Here is a 25,201-nt window from a genome sequence, read left to right as displayed (position 1 = left end):
ATGCAGAAAACGGTAAAAATACCATTAAAAGACTTTCAGCAATGGATGCAGCAACTTTTGCTTGATCCTTATCAGCAAACAGGAGTAAACCCTAATGATTTGCTTTCGAATGCAGAAAATGCAGCTTCAATTGAAGATGTAATTTGCCATTCAGAAAAACTTACGGCTCAGGAACATTTAGCTATTTACCAACGAAGTTATATTGCACGACTGCGAAATTGTATGTCACAGCAGTTTAGTGCTTTAGAATATGCTTTAGGAGAGGCGATTTTTTGTGCTTTCGCAGATGATTATTTGGCTTCAAAACCTTCTTATAATTATAATTTATCTTTTTTGGGAGCCCATTTTGCAGAATATCTGGAAAACAACAGACCCGATGCCAACGAAGATATCAAAGAAGACTGGATTGATTTTATGATCGAACTGGCCCGTTTTGAATATGCCATTGGTGTTCTTTTTGATGAAAAAGCAGACGAAGATTATCAATTAGCGACAATTGATACATCCGAAGATCAACTAAAGTTGGTGCCTGTATTTGCTTTATTTAAGTTTCAGTTTCCAGTCCGAAAGTACTATTATGAATTCAAAAATGGGAAAAATCCCGCTTTGCCTTTTGAAAAAAAAAGTTATTGTGTGGTATTAAGGCACAAATTTAAACTGTCCATTTACGATCTGCATGAAGAGCAGTATGATTTTCTGTGTTTTTTAAAAGAGAATAAGAATATGATTGAGGCAAAAGAATGGTTTAATATTCATTATAAACAGAATACAGTCCAATTCGAACAGATATGGAGCAGTTGGAAAAAACGCTGGCTGGATGCTCAATTTTTTAGAATGTGATGAGATTTTATGAGCTAAATTCTAAAATGGACAGAAAATAAAAAAGCAGTATTCTGAAGAATGCTGCTTTTCTGTATTAATCTGTAAAGGCTTGAAAAATCTACATATTTGTGTGAAAAAAAAGAGATAACTATTTGTTAGTTGTCTCCTTTAGTGACCCTTACTGAACAATTTACAAATCATTTTATGAATGATTTAAAGAAATTAGCTTATTTTCAAGTGAATTTGTAAGATAATTGTTTTAAATTTTTATTCAAGAGCGGTTTGTATGTATTGCAAGGGTTAAAAGTTAAAAAATATTAAAATATCTGTATATTTAAATTTATTAAGGAATAATAGTTTTGATAAAATTCTTCAAAATAAAATTTATTACTGTTAGAGAAAATGACCTAGTTTTTAGTAAAATTATATAATAAATCGGAGATTATTCAAATCAAAATTTGGTGATGATATTAGAGTTTCTATGTGGCTTTAATCTACTCAGAAAGAAATTTTGTTAGGCAAGAAATAAACTAATTTTTGATCTCAGTTGAGCAACGATATTTAATATCAAAAAATTACGAAAAAGCAAAAGAGAAAAAAATCCTATATCCTTAACGGGATTTCGAACCATCGTTCAATTTGAAGATCAAAATAATTTAAGCTTCTTAGAAATCATTTCACAGTTAAAGTCATATTTTTAATAATCCCGTTAAAACTATTTGCTTCTCCAATTACATATTCTCCACTTACTCTTGTGGCTAGATCACGCCCTACATCCATACTTTCTAAAGCGTATCCGTAAGGCAGGGTTTTAGGTATTGTATTCTCGATTAACACTTTTCCGTTCAATATTATTCTTGATTTTCCTCCTTTTCCAGGTTCTTTTCCTCCTTCATAATCAAATTCGTATACAAGTTTATGTTTGCCAGGAGGGATGGCTTTAGGAGAAACAGTCTGTAGATGTTCCTGCCCGAGATAGTTAAAGTCGAATATAGGTTTTCCGTTCTTTACAAATAGAACCCAGCCACCGGTACCTCCACCATTTGCTAATAATACACCTTGAGCTGTTTTGCCAGTTGGAATTTCAAGATCCATTTTAATTTCAAAGGAGTGATTTTTAACATTAGGATAAGATTCAAGGGGAAGACTTGTCCCTTGATAGAGCGTAATGGAGTTACGACCGGAAAATAGTTCTGGACGGCCTGCATATTGTGCATTAAAGCGCTCAACATAACGGCCGTCAATCGGCAATACATTATATTTTGCGGCTTCGTTCATAAAGAGTTCTTCCATCTCTTTTACTTTCGTTGGGTTAGATGCTGCAAGATCATGAGCAAGGGAAAAGTCTTTATCAACATTGTATAATTCCCATTTGTCTTCTGTGAGTGGTACTGGTGAAGTTTTCGGTATCCATGGTATAAGATGGATGGTTCCGGCAAACCAGCCGTCGCTGTATATTCCGCGGTTAGCATTAATTTCAAAGTACTGGGTTGTTCTATGGCTTTTAGCTTTGGCATCTTCAAAAGTATACATCATGCTGACACCTTCAATGGGGCGCTGTTTAAATCCATTTACTTCTTTAGGCTGTGGTAATTTAGCGGCTTCAAGAATGGTAGGAGCAATATCAATTACATGATGGAATTGGCTACGGACTTCTCCATGTGATTTAATTCCTTTAGGCCAGTGTATTACAAGTCCATTTCTTGTGCCCCCAAAATTAGAAGCAACCTGTTTTACCCATGCAAATGGAGCATCACCGGCAACAGCCCAGCCGGCAGCATAATGGTTACTGGCGTCGGGCCCTCCAAGATTGTCCATCATCTTCACCTGCATCTCAATTGGTTCATCTACACCATTGAGGGTGCTCATTTCATTAAATACCCCATGCAGACGACCTTCTCCGCTTGCACCATTGTCTCCCATTATGTAAAAAACAAGGGTATTATCTAAAACTCCAAGATCATCTATAGATTTGATCAGTCGGCCAATTTCATAATCAGCAAAATTGGCATATGCCGCAAATACTTCCATTTGATGTGCATATAATTTTTTTTCCTGTGGACTCAATTTATCCCAGTCCTGAATGTCTTTAGGTTTTGGGGCCAGAACAGTATTCTGCGGTACGACTCCAAGTTTTTTTTGTCTTTCCAAGGTTTCTTCCCTTAGCTTATCCCAACCCATATCAAATTTCCCTTTGAATTTTGCAATCCATTCTTTAGGAACATGATGAGGCGCATGGGTGGCACCAGAAGCAAAATAGACAAAAAATGGTTTATCAGGCGAAAGTGATTTTTGCTGCCTTACATAAGATATGGCATGATCAGTCATATCTTTCATAAAATGATAATCTTTTGTTCCGGGAGGGGGGATTTTGGTCTGTCCTTCAACAAGATTTCCAGGATTGTACTGATCAGCTTCTCCGCCAAAGAAACCATAAAAAACTTCCATTCCTGATTGAGTTGGCCAATTGTTATATTTTCCGGTAACCGAATACTGCCAAGAAGGCACTTCATGAGTTTTCCCAAAGTGTGCAGTGTTGTATCCATTTTGCTTTAAGGTTTCTGCAAGTGTAGCAACATCCTGAGGACGCTCGCCGGTGTATCCTATCATGGAAGTAGATAATTCGGTAATTGTTCCCATGTTTACAGAATGGCTGTTTCGTCCTGAAAGCAATGCTGCTCGGGTCGGCGCACACATTGAAGTGGTATGAAACATATTGTAGCGCAACCCCTCATCAGCTAGCTTATCAGCCGTTGGCATTGGAATTGGTCCGCCAAATGTGCTGGGTTGTCCAAAACCAAAATCGTCAAGCAGTATTATTAATACGTTTGGTGCTCCTTCCGGTGCTTTAACTTCAAAGTGAGGAGGTGGCGTAACATTTTTTGCATCAAGTTCTGTAACTGGTGGATATGAAGGAGCTCGAACAGGCAAGATGGTTCGATCTATTTTTGGCGTATTTGCATTTTCACCTTTACTTTTTTCCTGAGCTAGTAAATGATTACTGATAAGAATAATCATTAATATAGTATACAAATTTTTAATATGGACATAGTTCATGATTATTTTATTAGGAGTTAAATAATGAGTTCAGATATATTATCTATTTTTAAAAGTATCCAAAAGTCCAGAGGTAATATTATTAATTACAGCTAATAATATTTTTTATAAGCTTTCGTCTGCAAGATTATACTGGTGTGGTTAATTGGTTTGTAATCAATTTGTTATTGATTATTTGTAATAAAGGTATCTTACTTAAAACAAGCCCGTCTTAAAAAATAACAATAATGTGTTTCAAATTATAACTTGCAACCAGTTTCAAAAATCTTAACCTAATAAATTGTAAATTAAAATGGATAAAATTCAGGTAGTTTACTTAAAATTATCCTCAAATAAATCATTTAATATAGTTTTGAACCTAAACCTCACATATCCTTACTTTGCTAGAATTCTATTTTCAAAAACTCCTTGTGAATAGACTTAGCATAATCGTTAATTGCTTAAAATTTTGTTAAAATAAAAAAGTTGAGTTTGTTAGTGTGCAGTTTTATAGAGTGTTGTATTTGGTTTGATTTCTATGAAGTTAACTCTACAGGACATCCTAACCGTGCAATTTTAGACGTATTAACTGGTTAATTAGGTTAGAAAAAGTCAAAAAAAAAGCTAAAACGAAAGTTTTAGCTTTTTTTTTAAGAGTGACGGGGACAGGACAAATTACAACATCATTTTTGGATGATTTGAAGAAATTGGCTTTCTATATGTAGTGGTCTGTCTTCCATTGGCTATGTAAATTTGGTTTAGATGTCCTGTTGGGGATTGATGTAAAAATCTGTTTAATTCCAAAATAATTCGTAGATAAATATTCTAAGATAATTGTTTATTTAAAAATAGACACATGGAAAATTTATAGCAAAAAGAAATCAAGTATAATTGGGCAAAAAAACAAATGGTTACAATTATCTCAGTAGACTTAATTTAAGAGAAAAAGCAATTAGTGATTCTTTGTCAGTTGATAAAATTCCTAACTTCGTTTTTATTATAATTGCAAAACCAAAATTTATTAAAAAACTGACTGTAATAATGACTTCAAAATTTATTTTATTTTTTATTTTAACATTGACAACTTGTTTTAGCCAAAACATTACGGATCCTTTGCCAACCGCTGAAAAAGAACTTAATGAATGCATTATAACCAATAGTAAGGAAGAGTTAAATTGCAGAAAAGAATACTATCATGAACTTCAGTTCTGGGAGACAGAAGTTTTTAATGCTGTTTCAGAAATTGTTTATGGAAATAAAACTGAAGAAGAAAGAGCAACATTTGAAAGAAAACAAGCAGAATGGAAAGAGACAACATATTATTATTTTGCTAAGACCATGAAGGAGTTTCAAGTGAAGCATCCTGGTAAATTTGTGTGGGATAATGATCCTGCTTTAAAACCCGATGCCAGAATCTTTTATCAAAAAAATGCCAAATATTATACGGATAGGATTTCTTATTTATTAAGTTTAGTAAAAAAGAAATAAAGGATGTAAAACAAAAAGAACTAATTAAAAAAATAGAGGGTGTTAATTACAAATAGCTATTCATCAAAAAAAAATAAAAAACAGCGAATTTATTTTACTGTATTCTCATTTATTATTTTGCCTTTTTTTCATACAATCTTAGCTCAAGACGCAAATAAATACACATTAATTCCTGATATTAATTTTGAAAATGCTTTAAGGGATTCTGGTTATGATCATGGTGTACCAGACGGAAAAGTTCTTACTGCTGATATTGCAAAAGTAACGGAACTTCATCTTAGAAATCTTGATATAAAAGATTTAACTGGTATAGAAGATTTTGTTTCATTAAAAAAACTGATTTGTTTTGAAAATAAGCTAACCAAGTTGGATTTATCTCATAATTTAGCATTAACCACTTTGAATTGTGAAGAAAACAAACTAACCATATTGAATATTAGCAGAAATGAAGCTCTAATATCTTTGAATTGTTCAAATAACAGGATAACCGCATTAGATTTAAAGCAAAGTGTGAAATTGACATCTTTAAGTTGTGAGAGAAATCAATTAGATGAACTAGATGTTTCTAAAAATATAAGTTTGCGTGAATTGCGATGCGGAAAAAATAAATTAATTTCCTTAGATATAAGCAGAAATATAGTTTTAGCTAATTTTTACTGCAATACCAATCAGTTAAAGACATTAGATTTATCACATAATATTAATTTGATGTCATTCGGATGTTCTGAAAATCAAATAACAGGTATAGATCTTTCGGCAAATCTTTATTTGTCGAATTTTTCTTGTAGTAATAATCCATTGAACAAGTTAGATCTAACACATAATATTTATTTGAGTTATTTAGTTTGTATGAATACGCCATTGACCAACTTGGATTTAAGTAAAAATATTGCTTTGAATAAAGCGTATTTAGACGAAAATAAACTGAACTCTCTTGATGTCTCAAAAAATATAAATTTAACGTACTTGAGCTGCTATAAAAATCAGCTGGTTAAATTAAATGTATCCAACGCTCCATTAAACGAATTGGTTTGTTATAGCAACAAGTTGGTTGCCCTTGATGTAAGCCAAAATCCATTATTGCTCAGTTTGACTTGTTCAAACAATCAGTTGGTTAGTTTGGATATTTCGCAAAACCCGAAAATATATGCGCTCTATTGCAACTCAAATTCACTTACGAGTTTGAATATTAGTAATGGAAACAATCAAAACCTGAATTTTCATGCCTATTTTAATCCCAACCTTAAATGTATTCAAACGGACAAAAATATAGTTCCTCATTTTAACTGGCGGAAAGATGGAATCGCTAATTATAGCTCAAATTGTAAATAAATAACTTATTAAGTAAGAAATTTACGAATTTTTTAGTTTTTGAATTAACACTTTGTCACAATAAATATATTATGAAAATTAAAAATATAGTAATACTAATTTTAATATTGCCTTTTTTTTCTTTTAAGTCATTTGCAAATAAGAGAGAAGGAAAAATAACGGCTGACCTTTCTCCAATTAAAAATTATTTTGATCATGTCGTAATAAAAATGACAGGCTATGCAGAATTTGGAGATTCTGTCGAGACAATTGATACCATAAAGGCTATAGGAGGGAAATTTGAGTATCATTTTTCTGTACCGGAAACAAGAATGACAACTATTGTGCTGTTAAAAAATAATGAAGAAATAACTGATCTTGCAGTCAAAGACGCAGCGCTTTCTGAGGAGTATGGCTATGATGGAGAGTTTTTAGTTGGAAACGAGGATATAAAACTCAGCTGTACCTATCCCGAGTGGCTTGGAATGCCTTATGTTCAAGTTTCCTCTATAGGTTTAAAAGAGCACAAGTTGTACAGTTGGTTGAATACACATGATTTAAATTATCACTATGTAAATAAAGATTTTATTAAAAAACATCCTGATAGTTACAGTGTATTGCAGGCCGTTTATTTTCAAAGAGGAAGTTTGCAAACGGATGATATCGCTAGCATGATCGAATTGTTTTCTGATGAATTGAAACATTCTGGAAGTTATGCTGCCATAAAAAAATACCTAAGTAAAATAAAAATGCTGCAAAAAGGTGAATTTGCAACAAGCTTTAATTGGTTTGATGTGAATGGGGTTGCACATGATTTTAAATCGGTTTTAAATGGCAAAAAATACGTGCTAGTTGTTTTCTGGTCAAGTGATTGCGAGTCTTGCAGGTATGAGATCAAATTTTCAAAAAATATAGAACAGCAATATGGAGATAAAGTCAGCATCGTTTATTTAAGTATTGACACTGATTTTCAAAAATGGAAACAAGCAGTTGAAGAAGAAAAAATGACTTGGTATAATTTGTCAGGACTTCCAAACAGTAAAAAAACCGTCGCAGAAAACTATTATACTGATTACGCTCCAGAATTTCTATTACTTGACACAGAAGGAAAATCATTAATGCCGGATAGCTGCCATCTATTTTTTGAAATTGAAAGTTTCTTGAAAAACGAATTGAATCTTTCCAAATAGATATAGGAAATTAAAAACTGGAATTAATTGTTTTTTTGCCTGATTAAGCAGCAAGCAGTAATCGAAGATTGGAGCTATTGAAATGCTATTTAAATTAGTATAGGTATGCTTAAATGTTTTTTAGGAACTCTTCCCGCTATACGTTTCATTCTTTTGCGCCGAACCCCGACACAAAAGGATTTTCACTGCTATCGGGGCTAGGGCCGCTATGACGCCCTGTTTCTTCTTTTGAGAACTGATAGTCCAACCCAATTGTTGCATTAAAAAATCATTGGCAATTCAATGCTGATTCGACAAGTTATTCTCCTGAAAGCAGAGGTTTTCTTTTTGAAATAGAAGATACGGCAGAACCTTTCTGAGCCTTGCACTGATTTTTCAATTATGCAAGTATCGCTTGCACAATTCATGGGATCGCATTGGCCGCTTGGTTTTATTTTTAGTTCTGATTTCTCTATAGAAAATGCACCCTAGATAGGTTAATAGCTTGATTAAAAACAATAAAAAAAAATGGCGCCAATTGTCTTAAATTGGCGCCATTTGGCTTTTGTGAGAGGGACAGGACAAATTTCAACATCATTTTTGGATGATTTGAAGATATTGGCTTACTATATGTAATGTCTGTCTTCCATTGGCTTTATGAATTTGGTTTGGATGTCCTATTAGGGATTGATCGAAAAATCTATTTGATTTCTCCAATGTTTTAAAAGAAAATGATAATTTAATTTAGTTAAAACTTAAGCATAAAAATTTTGTAGCAAAAAAGCTGTTGGATTATATATAAACAGGAATTATGCAAATAAAGCAGTGTTAACAGGGCAAGCTAGTATTATTATATAAAAATTTGATTATAAAAATAAAAAAATATATAATTTAGCAATACTATGCATAATAATGACGAAATATTGAGTGGCAGAATACCAGTTCCTGATGAATTTCAAGAGGTGTTTTCTCATTTTTATTTTGCTGAAAACTATTCAGCTGCGACCATTACCAAGACGCTGATACCGTCATACCAAACCATTATGATCTTCAGTTTTGGGTTAAATGCATATATCCACTCTGATGCTATTGAAAAAATTGAAGTCGACAAATGTATTGTGGTGGGGCCAATTAAAAAAGCCTTCGATTACTCGCTTCCCCCCGCAAACAAGATTTTGGTTGCCAATTTTAAAGATGATGCATTCTATCGTTTTTTTGGAGCTGCTGCCATAGCCGAGCATCTGCCTATTGATCCCAATTCGCTGCTGGAAGAGAACTGTTTTACAGCCTTGTGGCATAAGCTTGATGAGCTTAACGATAAAGAAAAACAAGTGCACTATATCCTAGAATTCTGCAGACCATATCTGAGAGCTCGCAACACTATAGCAGAACAGTTAATAGACCTTAAGGATACATCATACAATGCAATAAAAAAAGTCGCTGCGCACGAAAATCAGAGTGAGCGCACTATACAGCTCAACCACAAAAAGCATTTGGGCTATTCTGCCAAGGAGATAAGCCGTTACCAACGTTTTCTGAAAGCCATTAAGATGATACAAAATATCGCAAGCAAGGCAACTAAAGACGATTGGTTCGAAATTATTGATCAATGCGGTTATTACGACCAGAGCCAATTGATCAACGATTTCAAGTATTATTTAAATTTAAGCCCTACCAAATACCTCAAATTGCAGCGCAGTATCTGCAATCCCATAAGCTAGCTTTCGTTTTCTTCCAATTTTTCCCGATTTCTGCGATTTAAATTTGTCCTATCAATTTAAAATCACAGAAAGATGAAACATTTAATTATTTATGCGCACCCAAATCCTTACAGCTTAAATGCACAATTCAAAAATGCATTGGCTAATCACCTTCATGATCATGAAGTAATCTTAAGAGACTTAAATGAACTTAATTTTAATCCCGTGCTATCACTAGAAGATATGGCGGGCCAGAGAAAAGGAGAAGTTGCAGACGATGTAAAAGCAGAACAAGAGTTGATTATTTGGGCAGATTGCATCACATTTATATATCCTATCTGGTGGACTGGCCTGCCTGCCATTATGAAAGGTTATGTTGACCGTGTTTTTAGCTATGGATTTGCCTATCGTTATGATCAGGGAATACAAAAGGGGCTGCTTACAGGAAAAAAAGCGGTAATTATTAATACACATGGTAAATCACACGAGGAGTACAACGCAATCGGTATGGACAGAGCGTTGGAATTGACTTCTGATAAAGGCATTTATTCGTACTGTGGGTTTGAAATAAAAAAGCATCTCTTTTTTGACCGAGCGGATCGTGTGACACCAGAAATGGCTGAAAAATGGATTGATGAGATAGTCTCTGTATACTGAACAACTAAAAAAAAAGAGGTTATGTACACAGCAATTGACTCAGATGAAATGTTAAGGAGATACATTATTGAAGCCGACAAGCTTAAGATTGAACAAGGAATCATTTTAATTCCTGATGTGAGCGGTTTTACCAATTTTGTATCAAGTATATGCATAGAGGCGGGTAGATATATTATGCGTGAGCTGCTTATGTCGATAATACAGAGCAATACGTTGGGTCTTGAAATTTCAGAAGTAGAGGGCGATGCGGTCCTGTTTTACAAGTTTTGCAATAATCCAACAATTGAGCAGATCGTCACACAATATGAGTTGATGTTAAAGAACTTTAGAGAAAAACTTGAGCTCATTGAAGAATTAATTGAGAGAAAGCTGGATGTATCATTAAAACTGATTGCCCATTACGGAAGCTTTACGCAATATACTATAGGTAATTTTAGCAAGCTATATGGGGATGCCGTAGTACAATCACACGCCTTATTGAAAAATACAGTCCAAAGCGATACTTATTTGCTGCTTACAAAAGAATTATTGCAGTTTTCTAAGGACTATCAAGGTATGAAACACCCAACGTCTTATACTTACATAGATTATAAAATAAAGTAATGATTTAAAGGGATTCCTAAATTACTCCCCATGACAGCTTATCCGCTAAAAGCTAATATGCTGCAAAAAGATAACAGAATTTAAAACAAAATTAAAATGAAAAATTAAAATGAAAAATTAATCTATAGTGTCATGCTGCTATTAGCAGCCATCGCTTTGGCCATAGCAGGCTTGGAGAATGAGCAGAATCGATCAATGGCCGCAATGGCATACAGATGTTGAGTCAACGAAGCTCAATGGAGCCTTTCAGCCTGGATCAACTTTCGATTGGAAATCAGGAGGCCTGAACATTCGTTCAACTTTACATACCGTCATGCCTAATAGTAAAAAGGATGGTCGCGTAAAGCATTCGTCGCTGGACAGATGGCTTTTAAACTTAAAGAAAGAATCTGAAAAACAATAAAATAAACATCAATTTAATTAATTTAGAAAATGGAACAGTCAGCAAAAAAAGAATTCGACAAATCAGAGTACAATCCAGTAGTATTTAGAAGCTATAAAATTTTTAAAAAGTTAATAAAATATAGCTTTTATATCCTCCTGATCTACTTTGCATATGAGGGTTTTATGCAATGGGATTAAACAATGGAAAAGTCATCGGCAAAATTGTTGATGGCTTTTTATCTATTTTATTATATAAACAGTCCTGAACTGTGGATGTACTTATAGCTCCTGCCTTTGTTTTTCATTGATTCTTTTTCGATAAATGGACGAAAGGAATTATGGTTAATTTGACATAAAAAAAAGCGCCAATTGTCCTCAATTGGCGCCATTTAGCTTAGTGACAGGGACAGGACAAATTTCAACATCTTTTTTGGATGATTTAAAGAAATTGGCTTGCTATATTTGGTGTCTGTCTTTCATTTGTAAATTTGGTTTAGATGTTCTTTCGGGTATTGATTGAAAATATATTTAATTTCCCAAATAATATTTTAATGATTATTGTTTTCAAATAAGCATTAGTTAAATAGGTAACTTTACCTGTTTTTTTATACTTTTCAGATTTTATCAATACAATTCTGGATGTATCTACCGCCAAAAGAAATAAATCAAAGGTTTTCTTTTTTCTAATGCCGTATCCCGGAGAACTTTTCCAGCTGTCCGGGATCTAACATCAAAGGATGATAACGGAATTTTTTTTGACTCTCGTTAAGACTGCACCTGATTTGAAGTTTCAGGCAAGTCTTCTCTTTTGCCTGATGGCTTATCTGTATTTGATATTTATGCTTATTATATCAGAAGCCAGGTCATTGGATCTATTGTAATGGCCGTAGCGTATCTCCAGTGTATTCCAGTGTTTCAGTCCAAAAATACCGTCAGGCGGGGTAAATTTTAACCCCATTCCCACAAAACTGCTGTTGAATTTCGATAAGTCATAGTTGCTAGTGTAATACTCATCAGCGGCAGTATGTTCGCCGTATGGTTTGAAATACTTAGCCGCACTCTGAGAGTAATACCTGTAGAACGGGCTGAGCGAAAAAGCCTGGGTCAGTTTTACAGGAATTTCAAGATCAGCAGTATGCGCTTTTAGATTCCAGTCATCGGTATAATAGCGGTAATAGGCCCTTATGATGATGTTGTCCCCCATAAAATAGCTGGCCCTGATTCCGAGAGGAATTTTAAAACGCGTATCGGGCATTTTTTCCTGATGCACTGAGCCGTCTGCAAAATAAACCCTGTGGAAGGGAAGGCTTAAATACCCATTCTGGCTGATTACATCCCCGACAAGCATTACCTGAAGCCTTTGATTGATAACCTGTGAGTAGCTCAAGGTTCCGGCAAAGGTGTTTCTGTTGGCACTGTCATAACCTTCACTGCCAGGATCTCTAAGCTCTATAGGCTCAATAAGCTTCAGCTGGTCGATAAAAGTCTGGAAGCGTGCCGTAAACTCTCCGTTCCTGTCTTTTGTTTTCTGAGAAAAACTGATGTTTCCCCCAAAGGACTGGTAGTCAAACTCAGTGGAAGAAGAAACGCCAATACCAATAGTGCGGCCTTTCTGTTCGTTCTCTCTAAGATAGGTCAGCGATGGATAAAACCTGTTATCTGATGAAGAGGCTGAAGAGTTGGCACTCAGGTCGATCATATCAGAAGAGGCAGAGGTATAGTGGTCAATTCCCGCTTCGATGTCAAAGGTATGCTTGATGCCTGTCTGCCCATATTTGATCAGTCTGACATCAATGGTGTTGGCAATATCGGTAAGCTTCTGGGTTCCGATGCCTCCAGTTACGGCGGAATGATCGCCATTCTGGCTGTAATAGCTCGATACGAGATTTACCTCTTCAACTTTAAGCTTTCTGCTTTTATAGCCTGTAGAATCAGCTGGGATATCCTGCGCTCTTGACTGGAACAATGCCAGCAACGCTGCTCCTGTAAGAAATACTCTTTTCATCTTTAATAAGGCATAAAATTAATTGCATCCGCAGCCTCCGCCGCTTTTTCCTGCATTTGCCCCGGAAGCTCCTTCTCGGTAGGATTGGAAACTGAGTTCCGTTTTTTCGATTTTCCTGTTCGAAAGCAACATTTCAGAATCGTTGAGTTTTCCTTTCTGGTATTCCTTTACACTGGTACAGGAACCAAGCAGCAGGCCCGCAAGAGCGGCACTGCATAACAATGCGAGATTTTTTTGCGTTAGCTTTTTCATTTCAGATTAATGTTTTTGGATGTGTAGATCTTATTGCTCTCGTCAATTATAATACAATATAAATCAGGAATCTGATCTATTAGGAATAATCCAGCCCTGATGCCCATAACAGCTATGGGTGTAGCCATGGCATCTGCAAATTCCGCGTTTGAGGCAATAATAGTGACGCTTTTTATTCCTCTTATCGGAAGGCCTGTTTTTGGGTCAATTGTATGCGAATATTTTTTGCCGTCTATAGTTATGTACTTTTCATAGTTTCCCGAAGTGGCCACCGCTTTGTCGGATATCTCCATGTAGGAGAATGCGGCATTGGGAGAGTCCGGATCTGCCACTCCGATTGTCCACTTCCGGCCGTCGGGTTGCAGCCCCCAAGCAGAAAGGTCGCCGCTGGCATTAATGATGCCGCTTTGCACGCCCCGCTTAAGCAAGACCTGTTTGGCCATTTCGGCGGCATATCCTTTTCCGATTCCTCCAAAACCTATCCTCATCCCTTTTTCACTTAGAAAGACAGTCGTGTTTTCCCTGTCAAGGATGATGTTTCGGTAATCGATCAGATGCACCATCTTTTTTGCAGTCTGCACATCGGGCAATTTGGTCATGGCCCTGTCAAAATTCCAAAGGCTTTTGTCTATGCTTCCATAGGAAATGTCAAAGGCGCCCTGGGTGATCTTTGAAATGCCGATGGACCTTTCGATGAGGTTGAAGACTTCCAGATCGACTTCAACTGGCCTGATTCCTGCATTCTCATTTATGAGATTGGTCTGGCTGTCTTCTTTGTAAGTAGTCAGAAGTTTTTCAATCCGCCTGATTTCTTCAATAGCCAGGCTGATATTCTCATTTCCTGTTTTCTCATTATGTGCGACAACCGTAATGGTAAAGCTGTTGCCCATGAGTTTTAGGGACTGGGAATATTTTTTATTTTCAGATATGTTATTTTCGGCTCTCACAGATCGCTTTTATTTCGGCTGTCCACTCATCAGGAGTCGTTTCCGGTTTTCCATGCCAGGTTTTGATTACCTTGCCATCTGCGTCCAGAAGAAGCGTAAGAGGAAAACTTCCTTCCTTATTATAAATTTCGGCTAAATCCTCGTTTCGCTTTACCTGCTCTGGAGTTCCAATATTTTTCTTTTTTCTTGGAAAATCAGCATTGACAAGTACTAAGTTTTCATTTGCCATAGCAGTAAAAACTGCGCTTTCTAGATAGTTCTTGCGCGTCACGATACAAGGTCCGCACCAGTCAGAACCCGAGAAATTCAAGAGGATTAATTTGTGTTTTTCTTTTGCAGTTTTTTTTGCATTATTAAAGTCAGGTTCCCAGTTTATGGAAAGCGTCATTGTCAGTGCAAGGAATATAGTTATTAATTTCATTTTTTCTTTTTTTGGTATATACGAAATAACGAATATGTATGGATCTTATTTTTTCGATTTTCTTAATATTAGATTAATTTTTTTAGGTGATTTTGAGCCTTGTTTTATTGTTTTAAGCAGTCTGGACTCCAAAAATATATCCGACCAGGGCTGAGGCAGCCATAGCAAAAGTACCCCAGATGCAGATCCGAAGGACTGATTTAAGGATATTTGAGCCTCCCGCCTTAGCGGCAAGAATCCCTGAGAAAGCCAGGAAAAGAATGGAAAAGGCATATTGGCAGAAAATCATGTCTTTAATGGGGGCAAAAATTGCTACCAGCAGGGGAAGAAAACCTCCAATAATAAAAGATACCGCCGATGCAAATGCAGCTGCTAGAGGATTGGCCTGCGTGATTTCGTTGATCCCCAATTCATCCCTTGCATGTGCTTCAAGGGCGTCATGAGCCATCAATTCTGAGGCCACCTGCCTAGCCAGTTCTTCATTCAGCCCCCTTCGTATATAAATCTCCGCTAATTCTTCAAGTTCCTCTTGCGGCATATTCTGCAGTGCCAATTTTTCCCTTTCGAGATCAGCTGATTCAACATCTGATTGCGAACTGACCGATACATATTCCCCGGCAGCCATGGACAGCGCGCCTGCAACCAGTCCAGCAACTGCAGCAAGCAGAACAGGCTCTCTGGCTGTGCTTGCCGCTGCGACGCCAATCGTAAGACTGGTGGTCGAAAGTATCCCATCATTGGCTCCAAGTACTGCCGCCCGGAGCCAGCCGCTTCTGTTAATATAATGAACCTCAGATTCCATAATTTTTATTTAGCAGTTTTACCCAGTCACGGTCTTCAGAGGTTTTCTGCGTGCCGCCAAAATTGTTTTTACACTGTTTATTTTTTTATCTATGCCTGTAAGGGCTCTCTGCACATGGTCTTTATCAGCAATGCTCATTTTAGCCGGCTTGAAATTCATAATAAAATTAACTTAAATCCTTTTTGGATATGAGAATAATACCATTAGAATGATTCTAAATTTAATAGGAAATTATATTTATATTGTATATCGTTCTTTGTTAGCCCAAAATTAAAAGGAAGATTCCTACTGCTTTGTGAGATTTCAGCAAAAAAAGAATGCCTTATGAAGTGCTCTTTCAATATACCCGGCTAGCCTGTTTTGCCTGCCTGCCTTCCTGACTGCGTGAAAATGCTGACTGGCACTAGATGGAACAGGATTGAGGCGCAGGATAAACATGCGGTCTGTTTTACGCAGACCCAAATGGAGCAGTTCAGGGCTTTTATGGAGATATATCGACTAAATTTCCCTGGACTGCATTATTTTTGAAAAAAGCCTGAAGATAAAATCATTTTTCAAATAATCCATCCTTTTCCCATTGCTTGACTATATCTATAGTTTCCTGGGGCATTCTTGGGCCTCCTTTAGGCATCAGCACACTATTGCCGTTTTCCAGGGAAATTCGGATAATGAGGCTTCGTTTTAAAACAGCATCTTTGACTTGGGCATATGTGACAAGAGATATAGGGGCACCGTTTGTAGGAACCGCTGCATGGCAGACAATGCAGTTATTGTCAATAATTGATTTTACATCCTTGTCATATGTTACTGATCCGGCAGGCGCGGTGGTGTTCATTGGAGCGGAGGAATCATCATTTGAGCAGCCTGCAAGGATTATGGCGGCTAATAAAACGGAACATGCTTTTTGTAGTTTCATAACGTGTTTTTTTAGTTTACAAAGCAGACATGATTTTCATCTCAAGGAATGCTTTTCACCTATATACGTCAAAATTTATTTTACAGATTTTAAGAAGTACTTTTTTTATCCATTCAAATTCAGATTAAGACTTTTACTGGCTGTATAAAAAATAGAGCGTGAGGGATGCTGTTTTTACCCATAGCTGATGCTGGGGAAAATATTCAAACTATTTAAAATAATTCTAAACTAAAGTTTTCTTTTTACTTGTTAAAACCATCCTAAAAAAGTTTCCGTATATGATCTTAAATCTAACCGATATAAAAATCACGTATGAAAATCAACAAGTACATCAAAAAAGCACTTTGGATCGCAATGGGAATTACGGTCCTATTTTCGGCAATTCTTCTTTTCCATATCATTACTGCCAAGCCTGCGGTTTATGACACTCCAAACCTGCAGGTAAGCCGCATTGATTTCAAGGAAGCTATCGATTCTGCGCAGGCCATACAGATTTGCGCTGATCTGAGATCCATTAAAGGGCTGACCTCAGATTCCATCATTATCAAGAGAAACGTAGTGGTTTATTTCCATAATAACAGAATCACAAATTCGAAAAAGGTCTATGCGCAGCTGATGGCCAAAAGGCATTATGATGCCCAGCCTTATATACTGCCTGAAAATCTGGCTTCCAAAGAAGTTTGTCCTATGGACCAAAACAGTCTGGGCTATAAGTTGTCCCAGAAGATCAATCATTTTTTTAATTAACCCTTTAAATATAATTGTTATGAAAAATTATTCTAAAATTGCCTTAAGCGTGTTATTCCTTTCAGCAGCTGTTTTTACATCCTGCAGCAATGATGATGAGACTCCGGCTCCTGTAAAAGCATCCATATATGAGCGATTGGGAGGCACTAAAATGGTCGCAGATCCTGATAATTCGGGACAGATGATCGAGCAGGGGCGCTTGAGCTTCCGTAAAGTGGTCAATTCAACCATCGGATTGATAGTTGCCGATATCCAGTCCAATGCATCAGGAAACCTGCAGGCTCATTTTGCACCCCTTTTGGCCGAAACCGGAACAACCCAGGCTACAAATATTGCAAAATTATCCGATAACCTGACTGATTTCTTTTCATTCAACACCGGAGGCACCAATGCAGTAAATACGTATTCGGGCCTGAGCATGGCGGCGGCGCACAACCCTGCGACAAATCCTAGAATGGGAACAAAATCCAGCAGTGCTGACTATACAAAATTCGAAGGTTATGTGGGAGCGGCGGCCAATGCGAACGGCGTTGCCTCAAACACAGAACTCTATACGGATATTGTGGCAGTTTTGGAATCATTGAGAACGCCTATCGTCCAAAAATAAGTAATCTTCCCAAAAAAACGCCGCCTTTTTCTGCGGGCGGCGTTTTTGTTTTAAACATTTTTTTATTCCAAAATGAGCATGCCTGCCTAAAGAAACCCCTTTTCAGTATAAATTTCTTTTATGCCATCTTTGGCCATATCATGATACATGGATTGAAATGATTGCCAGCGGCTTTGCCTTGGAGCCGTTTATCGGCATACCTGTAAAAACATCATTGCGAATTGATGTTATAACACAGACTTCCCTAAATTGTCGAATCTTAAATTAAAGTTATCCCATGGAAAATTTTAAGCTGTCCCAAAACACGACCTTTTACGCCTTAGGATTAAGCTATAAAAAAGCAGATGCCCTGATCAGGGGAAAATTCAGCCTGGACCCTAAAGCACAGACTGAACTGCTGGCGCAGGCTAAAGATGAAGGAATAGAGTCATTACTTGTGATTTCCACCTGCAACAGGACTGAAATCTATGGCTGGGCTTCTCATCCCTATGAACTGATAAAACTGCTTTGCAGCCATACAAAAGGCAGCGTGGAGGAATTTCAGCAGTCTGGCTACATCTATAAAAATAACGAAGCCGTGAGCCACATGTTCCGGGTAGGGACAGGCTTAGACAGCCAGATCCTGGGTGATTTTGAAATCATCAGCCAGATTAAGACTGCTTTTAACCACAGCAAAGAGAAAGGTTTGGTAAACACATTTCTGGAACGTTTGGTAAATACTGTAATCCAGGCAAGCAAAAAAGTTAAGACAGAGACAAAAATTTCTTCCGGCGCTGCATCTGTTTCTTTTGCATCGGTGCAGTATATAATCCAAAATGTCGCCGATGTCGGGAATAAAAATATTTTGCTTTTCGGAACAGGAAAAATAGGCAGGAATACCTGCGTAAATTTATTAAAGCATACTAAAAACAGCCATATTGCCCTTATAAACAGAACAAAACACAAAGCTGAATTACTGGCGCGAAGACTGAATGTCATCGTAAAGGATTACCGCAATCTGAAAGAAGAACTGCAGCGGACAGATGTGCTGGTTGTGGCTACAGGAGCACAAAGCCCCACTATTGACAAGACATCACTTGCCCTGCATAAACCCTTATTAATTCTGGACCTGTCCATTCCGTGCAATGTAGATTCCGATGTGGAAGAGATACCCGGTGTAACTTTAATACATCTGGATCATTTATCTCAAATTGCCGATGACACGCTGGAAAGAAGAAAACAGCATATTCCTTCTGCAGAAGCCATTATTGAGGATCTGAAATCAGAACTGAATACATGGGTAAACGGTCGAAAAAGCGCACCAACCATCCATGCATTAAAAGCCAAACTGAATGATATTGTGTCGGCTGAGTTTGCTTTTCAAAAGAAGAAAACAATCAATTTTGATGAAGTTCAGATGGATTTGATCAGTTCGAGGATTATCCAAAAATTAATAGGCCATTTTGCAAGCCATTTAAAAGACGAAAATACGTCATTGGACCAGAGCATTGAATTTATTGAAAAAGTATTCCAAATAGGGCAGTTTGTACCAGGTAAATCTTCTTCACCAATTGAAGAAAAATACAAAATCGATCTGTCATAAAAATGGACTAATAAAAGAGCTATCGCGGCAGTGGGGCAACAGCTGTATTTGAAAAAATGAGCGCGTGAAATACGAATAATGATGAATTGTTAAACAGTTTTAAAGTGAGATATTATTTTCGAAATTGAACAGCAAACAGAAAAAATAAAAAGCGAAAATAAAATAAGCTCAGCGTCGTGCTGGTATAAACAAAAAAAATGGCGCCAATTGTCTTCAATTGGCGCCATTTGGCTTTGTGACCTCGACTGGATTCAAACCAGTAACCTTCTGAGCCGTAATCAGATGCGCTATTCAGTTGCGCCACGAGGCCTTTTTTTTATCAACTAACTAATTTTTTGTAGCTTTGTTGATTGCTTATTGCGGGTGCAAAGATAGATATAAATGTGACATATACAAACATAAAATACGATAAAAATAAAAAAAAATGAAGATTGAAAATTATATACGTGATATTCAGGGATTTCCTAAAGAAGGAATTTTGTTTAAAGATATCACGCCGCTCTTAAATGACCCAATTGCGAGACACGAATGCCTTTCGATTCTGGTAAATTCTTTAAAAGACCAGAAAATTGATAAGGTAGTAGGAGCAGAAAGTCGAGGCTTTTTCTTCGGAATTTTATTAGCGCAAGAATTAAATGCGGGGTTTATACCGGTGAGAAAGCCGAAGAAGCTTCCATTTGAAACGATTTCAGCATCGTATGAACTAGAATATGGTTTCGATAGTTTGGAGATGCATACTGACGCAATACAAAAAGGAAATCGTGTATTGGTTCATGATGATGTTTTGGCAACTGGAGGAACCGCAAAAGCAGTTTGCGAATTGGTAGAAAAATTAGGTGGCGAAATTGTACAATGCAATTTCCTGATGGAATTGTCTTTCTTGAACGGAAGGGAAAAAATTAAAGATCATCCAATTTTTGCCGCGCTGACCTATTGATTCAAACCAGAACTATTTTGTTCTTTATAGCATACAATACAAGCCCAATACGAGTTTTGATTTCAAGTTTGTCAAAAAGACATTCTCTGTAACCATCAATTGTTTTTGGGCTCAAACACATCTCAGAAGCGATTTCTTTGTATGTTTTTTCAGTGCAGGCATGTTTGATAAAAACAATTTCTTTTTCCTTTAAATTTATTTTTTTAGATTCGTTATTGGCTTTTTTAATCAACATTCCAGAAACCAATTCGGTGAAATAAAAACCTTTTTCGATGACACATGTAATGGCATCTTTAAAAATTTCAGGCGAAGTATCTTTCAGCAGGTAACCTTTGGCGCCATTTGTAATCATTTTAATAATCACTTCTTCATCATCGTTTACAGAAAGTGCTATGACTTTTAAATCGGGTTTGTTTTCTTTGAGCCATTTCATCGTACTTACGCCGTCTAAAACGGGCATATTAACGTCTAATAAAATCAAATCGACTTCTGCATCAGGATGATCGTTTAAATGCGAAAGAAAAACTTTTCCGTTTTCAAATCGGTTAATGACTTCAAAATCTTTAAAACTGTTGATCAAAAGTTCTAATGATTGCGAAAAAAGCTGATGATCATCTACTATAATTATTTTTTTGCTAGTGTTCGGTTTCATTGGTTTTGGTTAAGGGATATTCTAAGTTTACCGTTGTTCCAGATGGAGATGAATCCATAATTAATTGCGCACCAATTAGTTTGGCTCTTAACTTCATGTTGTTTAAACCCAATCCTGAATTTATATGAGCACTATCATAACCAATTCCGAAATCTTTTATTTCTAAACGAAAAACGGTATCGGTGGTAGTACAATTTACTTCAAATAAATCGCTGCGAGAATGTTTTAAACTGTTGTGGAGTGCTTCCTGGAATATACGGTAGATAAATAAGTCGTGTTCTTGGCTGATTATTGGGGCTTCTCCTGTGAGATTGAATTTATAATCAATCTTTTTTAATTTTTTTATTCGTTCTAAATCGAGTTGTATGGCTTGAATAAAATTGATCTGCAGTAAATTGTCTTTATTAATGATACGGGATAAAATCCTGATTTCATCTAATGATTTGGCTAATATTTCTTTAAGATCGTTTAGTTCCTGTTCTTGAAGCTGTTTGCCGCTTGCATGATACATATTGAGCTGCATGATGGCCACAGATATAATCTGGCCAATATTGTCATGAAGCTCTTTGCTAATCTCGCTTAGCGTCTGATCCTTTATTTCGATTCTGGTTTTTATTAATTCAGCTTGAAAATAGAGTTCGGATTCCATTTTTTCAACCAAATAATTGTTTTTCTTCTTCAAAAAATAAAAAAAAATAACCAACAAGATGATTAGCAAAGTTAAAAAAACAATGCCTAATGAGATGACTAATAATTGTATTTCTTTTCGCTCCATAAAAATCCGATAATATAGCAGCTGTGCGCTAAAAGATTCAATAAAAATACTACTAGGCTAAAAATAGATTCATCGTGTTTGATCAAAAACCAATTTAATGCAAGCATAAAGGGCAGAAAGGGTACATGAAAAACCAGTATTCCTAATATGTACCAAAAGAAAACCGATTTTTTGAAATTTAATATTTTATCCGAATTAAAAATTTCGACCAAATATAAACAGGCTAATATCATAATTAATAAAACTCCAATTGCGAAACTATATGTGTAAGAATGGTTTATATCTTCTTTGAAATATAAAATGTTTAAAAAGTAAGAAACAATAAACAAGAAAAAACAAAGAAGAGCTGTTAAACGATGATTTACTTTTGTTAATAAGCTCCGCAAAAGCAAGATATAGGCAGAAAACGTGACGAGCATATAGAAATTGAAAACGTAGTAATTCAATAATCCGGTCCATTCTGTGAAATAATATCCAACTCTTTCAATTACTACAGAAAACCAAATTAGAACTACTAAAAATTTAGCTCTAAGGTTTGGAAGTTTGTGCATGCATAGCAATCCAATAATTCCAGAACATAAAGCTAAATAGAAAGTGTAAAATCGTAAAAATTCAAACATATTTTTTAATATTCTAAAGCAGGCGGTCTTCCGATACTGCCATAATTCATTGGTTCGATACTTGAAATGTCGCTTTCTCCATTTTCCATCATTAAAGCAAGAGTATGTACTTCTCCTTCTTTAGCCACCTTTCTTATTTTCTTTCCTGTAGCTTGTAAAAAAACGGTCATTAAACCAGCTTTTTCTTCATATTTTTTTTGTTCGGGATATACTCCAAAATAAATACGAATTCCATTTACGTCATATCCTGTCTTTTCACCTTTTGATTTTATATAATGAATATAATTTTCAAGTTCTTCGACAGAAAACCAAACAGCATTGGCATCTTCTTTTTTAATGTATTTAGCAATAATGCTGGCTCGGTATTTCATAAAATTAGAATGCAATTCTTTTGCAAATTTTCTAGTAATTAATTGAGTCGGTCTTCCAGTTTCTCTTTCCATAATGATAAAATTAAATCTTTAATAATTGATGGTTTAATTGATTTGTTGACTACTGTTTTAATCAAATAGTATGGGCAAAATTATTTTAAAGCCTTACAGCGGGCAAGGGGAAATATCCCCTTTTTTGTAAGGGTAAATTTATTTAAAAATTTGGGTTAAAGTACTGTTTTGTAAGAAATTATAAAGAAACAATTTTACATCGTTCCTTTTGTGCACAAAATGGATAGGCGAAATCTGAAAAGCCTGTTAATAGAGTAAGAACAAATTGTAATACTAAAAGTTATGAGTTTATATCATGAAGTTTTTCAGGGAGAATCATTCAGCGAAGACAATTATTTTGAAGCTGTACGATATGTTTTAGGGCCAGAATATTCTAATTTAAGCGAAAGTGAATTAGAAGATGTCCTTTTATCAAGAGTAAATCAAATGACCGAAAGTGAGGCAGAAGGATTTTGGTCAAGTTTAGGAAATGTTGCGAGCAGTATTGGTTCTGGAGTTCTACGCGGTGTTTCAGCTGTAGCTCCAATTGTTGGAACTGCCGTTGGTACATATTTTGGCGCGCCTCAAATTGGTGGCGCCGTTGGAGGATTGGTTAGTAATTTAGCCGGAGCTGGTAGCGCCGCTTTAGACAATAGCCGTCAGCCGCAACGCAGACCAGCACCGCAACAGCCCTACAGACCGGCGCCTCAGCCACAACGCAGACCGGCACAACCGTCGGCTTTTAGACAAGCTTTAGGCGACACAGGACGTTATCTGGCGAACGCAGGTAGAGCTGCAGTTCCAGCAATTCAGCAATATGTGCAAGATAATCCGGTACAATTGCGCCCGCAAGCGGCGCAGGATATTGGCAGAGTTCAAGGCTTGTATAATCAATTAGGTGGCGTGATTAACAATCCTCAATTTCAGGCAGGCCAGGCACAGCAAAGCTTAGGTACTGCAAGTCCAAATGCGCCAATTGAAAGCCATTCTTTCGCTGAATTAATTGAAAGTGTTAATTATTTGACAGAGAATATTTTATATGAATATTACAACGGAGGATTAATTCCAACAGAAGATTACTACGTTGATCAATATGGACAGTTTGTTGGCACAAATACTCCTAACCGAATCAATAGACTTGAAAATTCTATTGCAAGTTTATAAAACCTAAAAGTTATACTGATGGATGCTTATTTAGAATATTTGAAAGAACATAATCCAGAAATGGCTAAATATTTTGAGCTTATGCAGCCCATGATGGAAAAAAAAGAGCCTGAAGAGGAAAAAGAAATCCCAAAAATTGATTTAGAACTTGTGGAAAGAGTTAAGAAACTAAAAAAAATCAATCATAAACTTTTTACCATAATTGAAGGGCTGAAATTTCAGCTGGAATTTGAATTAAATCAAAATGATGATTTAGCAAAAGCGATTGGTGCCTGCACAGAATGTTTTGGAGATAATCCAGACTGCCCAGAATGCTTCGGTACTGGAAAACCAGGCAACAATGTTCCAGATTTTATTCTTTTCAACAAATATATTCAGCCAGCCATCCAGAAATATAACAAACATTATTTCAACAAAAATTAACCATTAAAAATTAAAATTATGAGCTATTTTGAAAGTTATTTAGACGAAGATTTATTAAATGAAGATTATTTCAATGAAGATCTTTTAAGCGAAGATTTATTAGAAAGTTATGACGAAAGTTATGATGAAGCTGTAAAAAAGAAACCTTTCATAAAAGGAATTAAACCTAGTATAAGTTCTGCAGTTAAACAAAAGTCAAACTTTGGAAAAGCCTTGAGCGGAAGAGCTAATGATTACGCCACTAAAAGCGAATTGAAAAAATCATTGGATGCGATTTCAAATCAGGTAAATGAGTTGAAAAAAACATCAATTGCAACGAATAAAACTTTGGTTGCATTAGATCAAAAGCATACAGAACTTGCAAAGATAGACGCCAGAAAAGGCGATAATCAAACAAAGGTTTTAAAAAATATGCAAATGATGAGCATGATGGGGTCATTATTGAATCAGCCAAAATTAAAGCCTGAAAATTTAGAAATCATTCCAGCAAAAACGGTTGGCGATGCTAATGGACCTGCACATGAGGCAAAAATAGTTGAAAAGACAAATACAAGTGCGATTTATGTAGATCAGACCCTGTCTTTGTTATTGCCAATGATGACTACAATGGGGGATTCAGGTTCTGGAAAATCAGACAATTCAAACATGATGTTGCCATTAGTACTTATAATGTCTCAGCAAAATCAAGGCAATACTGCAAATAACAACAATATTTTGCCTATTGCAATGATGATGATGATGAATAAGTAAATTATAGAG

24 protein-coding genes and 1 tRNA gene are annotated in these 25,201 nt (G+C 36.0%); 14 read left to right on the top strand and 11 right to left on the bottom strand.

The annotated features are described in order from the left end of the window. On the top strand, window positions 1-840 hold the full coding sequence (locus EYY60_RS20335) for an HvfC/BufC N-terminal domain-containing protein (protein WP_132991108.1): 840 nt from the start codon (window positions 1-3) through the stop codon (window positions 838-840). Window positions 841-1,494: 654 nt separating this feature from the next. On the opposite strand, the gene EYY60_RS20330 is transcribed toward EYY60_RS20335, so the two are convergent. Beyond that, window positions 1,495-3,879 carry an arylsulfatase gene (locus EYY60_RS20330; protein WP_132991107.1) on the bottom strand — a complete coding sequence of 795 codons (2,385 nt, stop codon included), beginning with the start codon at window positions 3,877-3,879 and terminating at the stop codon, window positions 1,495-1,497. Window positions 3,880-4,899: 1,020 nt separating this feature from the next. On the opposite strand from EYY60_RS20330, the gene EYY60_RS20325 reads away from it, so the two are divergent. The 6 genes from EYY60_RS20325 (at window position 4,900) to EYY60_RS20300 (ending at window position 10,786) form a co-directional block, all read left to right on the top strand. Continuing rightward, window positions 4,900-5,346 carry a hypothetical protein gene (locus EYY60_RS20325; RefSeq protein WP_132991106.1) on the top strand — a complete coding sequence of 149 codons (447 nt, stop codon included), beginning with the start codon at window positions 4,900-4,902 and terminating at the stop codon, window positions 5,344-5,346. Window positions 5,347-5,385: 39 nt separating this feature from the next. Beyond that, window positions 5,386-6,678 (top strand): leucine-rich repeat domain-containing protein, encoded by a 1,293-nt coding sequence (locus EYY60_RS20320; RefSeq protein WP_132991105.1) that lies wholly within the window; start codon window positions 5,386-5,388, stop codon window positions 6,676-6,678. 71 nt (window positions 6,679-6,749) lie between these two features. Continuing rightward, window positions 6,750-7,847, top strand: a complete 1,098-nt coding sequence (locus EYY60_RS20315) for a TlpA family protein disulfide reductase (protein ID WP_132991104.1) — start codon at window positions 6,750-6,752, stop codon at window positions 7,845-7,847. A gap of 881 nt (window positions 7,848-8,728) precedes the next feature. Next, window positions 8,729-9,547: a helix-turn-helix domain-containing protein gene (locus EYY60_RS20310; protein ID WP_132991103.1), complete on the top strand. Its 819-nt coding sequence runs from the start codon at window positions 8,729-8,731 to the stop codon at window positions 9,545-9,547. Window positions 9,548-9,619: 72 nt separating this feature from the next. Beyond that, entirely contained in the window at window positions 9,620-10,183 is a 564-nt protein-coding gene (locus EYY60_RS20305) for an NAD(P)H-dependent oxidoreductase (RefSeq protein ID WP_132991102.1), read from the top strand. A 21-nt stretch (window positions 10,184-10,204) separates the two neighbouring features. Then, on the top strand, window positions 10,205-10,786 hold the full coding sequence (locus tag EYY60_RS20300; protein WP_132991101.1) for a DUF2652 domain-containing protein: 582 nt from the start codon (window positions 10,205-10,207) through the stop codon (window positions 10,784-10,786). Window positions 10,787-11,990: 1,204 nt separating this feature from the next. Here EYY60_RS20300 and EYY60_RS20295 read toward each other — a convergent pair. From EYY60_RS20295 to EYY60_RS20270, 6 genes are all read right to left on the bottom strand, one after another. After that, window positions 11,991-13,175, bottom strand: a complete 1,185-nt coding sequence (locus EYY60_RS20295; protein WP_132991100.1) for a DUF3570 domain-containing protein — start codon at window positions 13,173-13,175, stop codon at window positions 11,991-11,993. 18 nt (window positions 13,176-13,193) lie between these two features. Next, the gene (locus EYY60_RS20290; RefSeq protein WP_132991099.1) at window positions 13,194-13,427 is read right to left on the bottom strand and encodes a DUF4266 domain-containing protein; all 234 of its coding nucleotides are present in this window, start codon (window positions 13,425-13,427) and stop codon (window positions 13,194-13,196) included. Further along, entirely contained in the window at window positions 13,424-14,374 is a 951-nt protein-coding gene (locus EYY60_RS20285; RefSeq protein WP_235832368.1) for an FAD:protein FMN transferase, read from the bottom strand. The genes EYY60_RS20290 and EYY60_RS20285 overlap by 4 nt, the downstream gene beginning before the upstream one ends. Then, window positions 14,358-14,795, bottom strand: coding sequence for a thioredoxin family protein (locus tag EYY60_RS20280; protein ID WP_129748775.1), 438 nt, complete (start codon window positions 14,793-14,795; stop codon window positions 14,358-14,360). Before EYY60_RS20280 ends, EYY60_RS20285 begins: the two co-directional genes overlap by 17 nt. Window positions 14,796-14,907: 112 nt before the next feature. Further along, entirely contained in the window at window positions 14,908-15,597 is a 690-nt protein-coding gene (locus EYY60_RS20275) for a VIT1/CCC1 transporter family protein (protein ID WP_129748776.1), read from the bottom strand. A 547-nt stretch (window positions 15,598-16,144) separates the two neighbouring features. After that, on the bottom strand, window positions 16,145-16,513 hold the full coding sequence (locus tag EYY60_RS20270; RefSeq protein WP_132991098.1) for a hypothetical protein: 369 nt from the start codon (window positions 16,511-16,513) through the stop codon (window positions 16,145-16,147). Window positions 16,514-16,825: 312 nt separating this feature from the next. Here EYY60_RS20270 and EYY60_RS20265 point away from each other — a divergent pair, with 312 nt between their 5' ends. From EYY60_RS20265 to hemA, 3 genes are all read left to right on the top strand, one after another. Then, window positions 16,826-17,260 carry a hypothetical protein gene (locus tag EYY60_RS20265; RefSeq protein WP_132991097.1) on the top strand — a complete coding sequence of 145 codons (435 nt, stop codon included), beginning with the start codon at window positions 16,826-16,828 and terminating at the stop codon, window positions 17,258-17,260. A gap of 19 nt (window positions 17,261-17,279) precedes the next feature. Continuing rightward, on the top strand, window positions 17,280-17,867 hold the full coding sequence (locus EYY60_RS20260; protein ID WP_066034731.1) for a globin family protein: 588 nt from the start codon (window positions 17,280-17,282) through the stop codon (window positions 17,865-17,867). Window positions 17,868-18,144: 277 nt separating this feature from the next. Beyond that, window positions 18,145-19,449: a glutamyl-tRNA reductase gene (hemA, locus tag EYY60_RS20255; RefSeq protein ID WP_132991096.1), complete on the top strand. Its 1,305-nt coding sequence runs from the start codon at window positions 18,145-18,147 to the stop codon at window positions 19,447-19,449. A gap of 236 nt (window positions 19,450-19,685) precedes the next feature. On the opposite strand, the gene EYY60_RS20250 is transcribed toward hemA, so the two are convergent. After that, window positions 19,686-19,759, bottom strand: a tRNA-Arg gene (locus EYY60_RS20250). Window positions 19,760-19,873: 114 nt separating this feature from the next. Here EYY60_RS20250 and EYY60_RS20245 point away from each other — a divergent pair. After that, window positions 19,874-20,386, top strand: a complete 513-nt coding sequence (locus EYY60_RS20245; RefSeq protein WP_132991095.1) for an adenine phosphoribosyltransferase — start codon at window positions 19,874-19,876, stop codon at window positions 20,384-20,386. Window position 20,387: 1 nt separating this feature from the next. Here EYY60_RS20245 and EYY60_RS20240 read toward each other — a convergent pair whose 3' ends face one another. From EYY60_RS20240 to EYY60_RS20225, 3 genes are all read right to left on the bottom strand, one after another. Then, the gene (locus EYY60_RS20240; RefSeq protein WP_132991094.1) at window positions 20,388-21,038 is read right to left on the bottom strand and encodes a response regulator transcription factor; all 651 of its coding nucleotides are present in this window, start codon (window positions 21,036-21,038) and stop codon (window positions 20,388-20,390) included. Then, window positions 21,022-21,687: a sensor histidine kinase gene (locus EYY60_RS20235; RefSeq protein ID WP_235832367.1), complete on the bottom strand. Its 666-nt coding sequence runs from the start codon at window positions 21,685-21,687 to the stop codon at window positions 21,022-21,024. Before EYY60_RS20235 ends, EYY60_RS20240 begins: the two co-directional genes overlap by 17 nt. Before the next feature lie 751 nt (window positions 21,688-22,438). After that, on the bottom strand, window positions 22,439-22,876 hold the full coding sequence (locus EYY60_RS20225) for a hypothetical protein (protein ID WP_132991091.1): 438 nt from the start codon (window positions 22,874-22,876) through the stop codon (window positions 22,439-22,441). A 282-nt stretch (window positions 22,877-23,158) separates the two neighbouring features. Here EYY60_RS20225 and EYY60_RS20220 point away from each other — a divergent pair, with 282 nt between their 5' ends. From EYY60_RS20220 to EYY60_RS20210, 3 genes are read left to right on the top strand one after another with little or no spacing between them, the layout of a single operon-like run. Then, window positions 23,159-24,019: a hypothetical protein gene (locus EYY60_RS20220; protein WP_132991090.1), complete on the top strand. Its 861-nt coding sequence runs from the start codon at window positions 23,159-23,161 to the stop codon at window positions 24,017-24,019. An 18-nt stretch (window positions 24,020-24,037) separates the two neighbouring features. Beyond that, window positions 24,038-24,442, top strand: a complete 405-nt coding sequence (locus tag EYY60_RS20215) for a hypothetical protein (protein WP_132991089.1) — start codon at window positions 24,038-24,040, stop codon at window positions 24,440-24,442. Between the two features lie 18 nt (window positions 24,443-24,460). Then, the gene (locus EYY60_RS20210) at window positions 24,461-25,192 is read left to right on the top strand and encodes a hypothetical protein (protein WP_132991088.1); all 732 of its coding nucleotides are present in this window, start codon (window positions 24,461-24,463) and stop codon (window positions 25,190-25,192) included. The last annotated feature ends 9 nt before the right edge of the window (window positions 25,193-25,201 follow it).

This window comes from Flavobacterium zhairuonense (genome assembly GCF_004352915.1).
Lineage (GTDB): Bacteria > Bacteroidota > Bacteroidia > Flavobacteriales > Flavobacteriaceae > Flavobacterium > Flavobacterium zhairuonense.
This window is presented reverse-complemented; position numbering and strand designations above follow the sequence as displayed.

What these genes read in the sequence shown, in the direction of transcription:
- EYY60_RS20245 (WP_132991095.1), top strand. Translation starts at nt 19,874, where the DNA reads ATGAAGATTGAAAATTATATACGTGATATTCAGGGATTTCCTAAAGAA.
- EYY60_RS20315 (WP_132991104.1), top strand. Translation starts at nt 6,750, where the DNA reads ATGAAAATTAAAAATATAGTAATACTAATTTTAATATTGCCTTTTTTT.
- EYY60_RS20325 (WP_132991106.1), top strand. Translation starts at nt 4,900, where the DNA reads ATGACTTCAAAATTTATTTTATTTTTTATTTTAACATTGACAACTTGT.
- EYY60_RS20280 (WP_129748775.1), bottom strand. Translation starts at nt 14,795, where the DNA reads ATGAAATTAATAACTATATTCCTTGCACTGACAATGACGCTTTCCATA.
- EYY60_RS20225 (WP_132991091.1), bottom strand. Translation starts at nt 22,876, where the DNA reads ATGGAAAGAGAAACTGGAAGACCGACTCAATTAATTACTAGAAAATTT.
- EYY60_RS20275 (WP_129748776.1), bottom strand. Translation starts at nt 15,597, where the DNA reads ATGGAATCTGAGGTTCATTATATTAACAGAAGCGGCTGGCTCCGGGCG.
- EYY60_RS20235 (WP_235832367.1), bottom strand. Translation starts at nt 21,687, where the DNA reads ATGGAATCCGAACTCTATTTTCAAGCTGAATTAATAAAAACCAGAATC.
- EYY60_RS20305 (WP_132991102.1), top strand. Translation starts at nt 9,620, where the DNA reads ATGAAACATTTAATTATTTATGCGCACCCAAATCCTTACAGCTTAAAT.
- EYY60_RS20260 (WP_066034731.1), top strand. Translation starts at nt 17,280, where the DNA reads ATGAAAAATTATTCTAAAATTGCCTTAAGCGTGTTATTCCTTTCAGCA.
- EYY60_RS20265 (WP_132991097.1), top strand. Translation starts at nt 16,826, where the DNA reads ATGAAAATCAACAAGTACATCAAAAAAGCACTTTGGATCGCAATGGGA.
- EYY60_RS20240 (WP_132991094.1), bottom strand. Translation starts at nt 21,038, where the DNA reads ATGAAACCGAACACTAGCAAAAAAATAATTATAGTAGATGATCATCAG.
- EYY60_RS20310 (WP_132991103.1), top strand. Translation starts at nt 8,729, where the DNA reads ATGCATAATAATGACGAAATATTGAGTGGCAGAATACCAGTTCCTGAT.
- EYY60_RS20215 (WP_132991089.1), top strand. Translation starts at nt 24,038, where the DNA reads ATGGATGCTTATTTAGAATATTTGAAAGAACATAATCCAGAAATGGCT.
- EYY60_RS20270 (WP_132991098.1), bottom strand. Translation starts at nt 16,513, where the DNA reads ATGAAACTACAAAAAGCATGTTCCGTTTTATTAGCCGCCATAATCCTT.
- EYY60_RS20335 (WP_132991108.1), top strand. Translation starts at nt 1, where the DNA reads ATGCAGAAAACGGTAAAAATACCATTAAAAGACTTTCAGCAATGGATG.
- EYY60_RS20220 (WP_132991090.1), top strand. Translation starts at nt 23,159, where the DNA reads ATGAGTTTATATCATGAAGTTTTTCAGGGAGAATCATTCAGCGAAGAC.
- EYY60_RS20290 (WP_132991099.1), bottom strand. Translation starts at nt 13,427, where the DNA reads ATGAAAAAGCTAACGCAAAAAAATCTCGCATTGTTATGCAGTGCCGCT.
- hemA (WP_132991096.1), top strand. Translation starts at nt 18,145, where the DNA reads ATGGAAAATTTTAAGCTGTCCCAAAACACGACCTTTTACGCCTTAGGA.
- EYY60_RS20210 (WP_132991088.1), top strand. Translation starts at nt 24,461, where the DNA reads ATGAGCTATTTTGAAAGTTATTTAGACGAAGATTTATTAAATGAAGAT.
- EYY60_RS20300 (WP_132991101.1), top strand. Translation starts at nt 10,205, where the DNA reads ATGTACACAGCAATTGACTCAGATGAAATGTTAAGGAGATACATTATT.
- EYY60_RS20330 (WP_132991107.1), bottom strand. Translation starts at nt 3,879, where the DNA reads ATGAACTATGTCCATATTAAAAATTTGTATACTATATTAATGATTATT.
- EYY60_RS20295 (WP_132991100.1), bottom strand. Translation starts at nt 13,175, where the DNA reads ATGAAAAGAGTATTTCTTACAGGAGCAGCGTTGCTGGCATTGTTCCAG.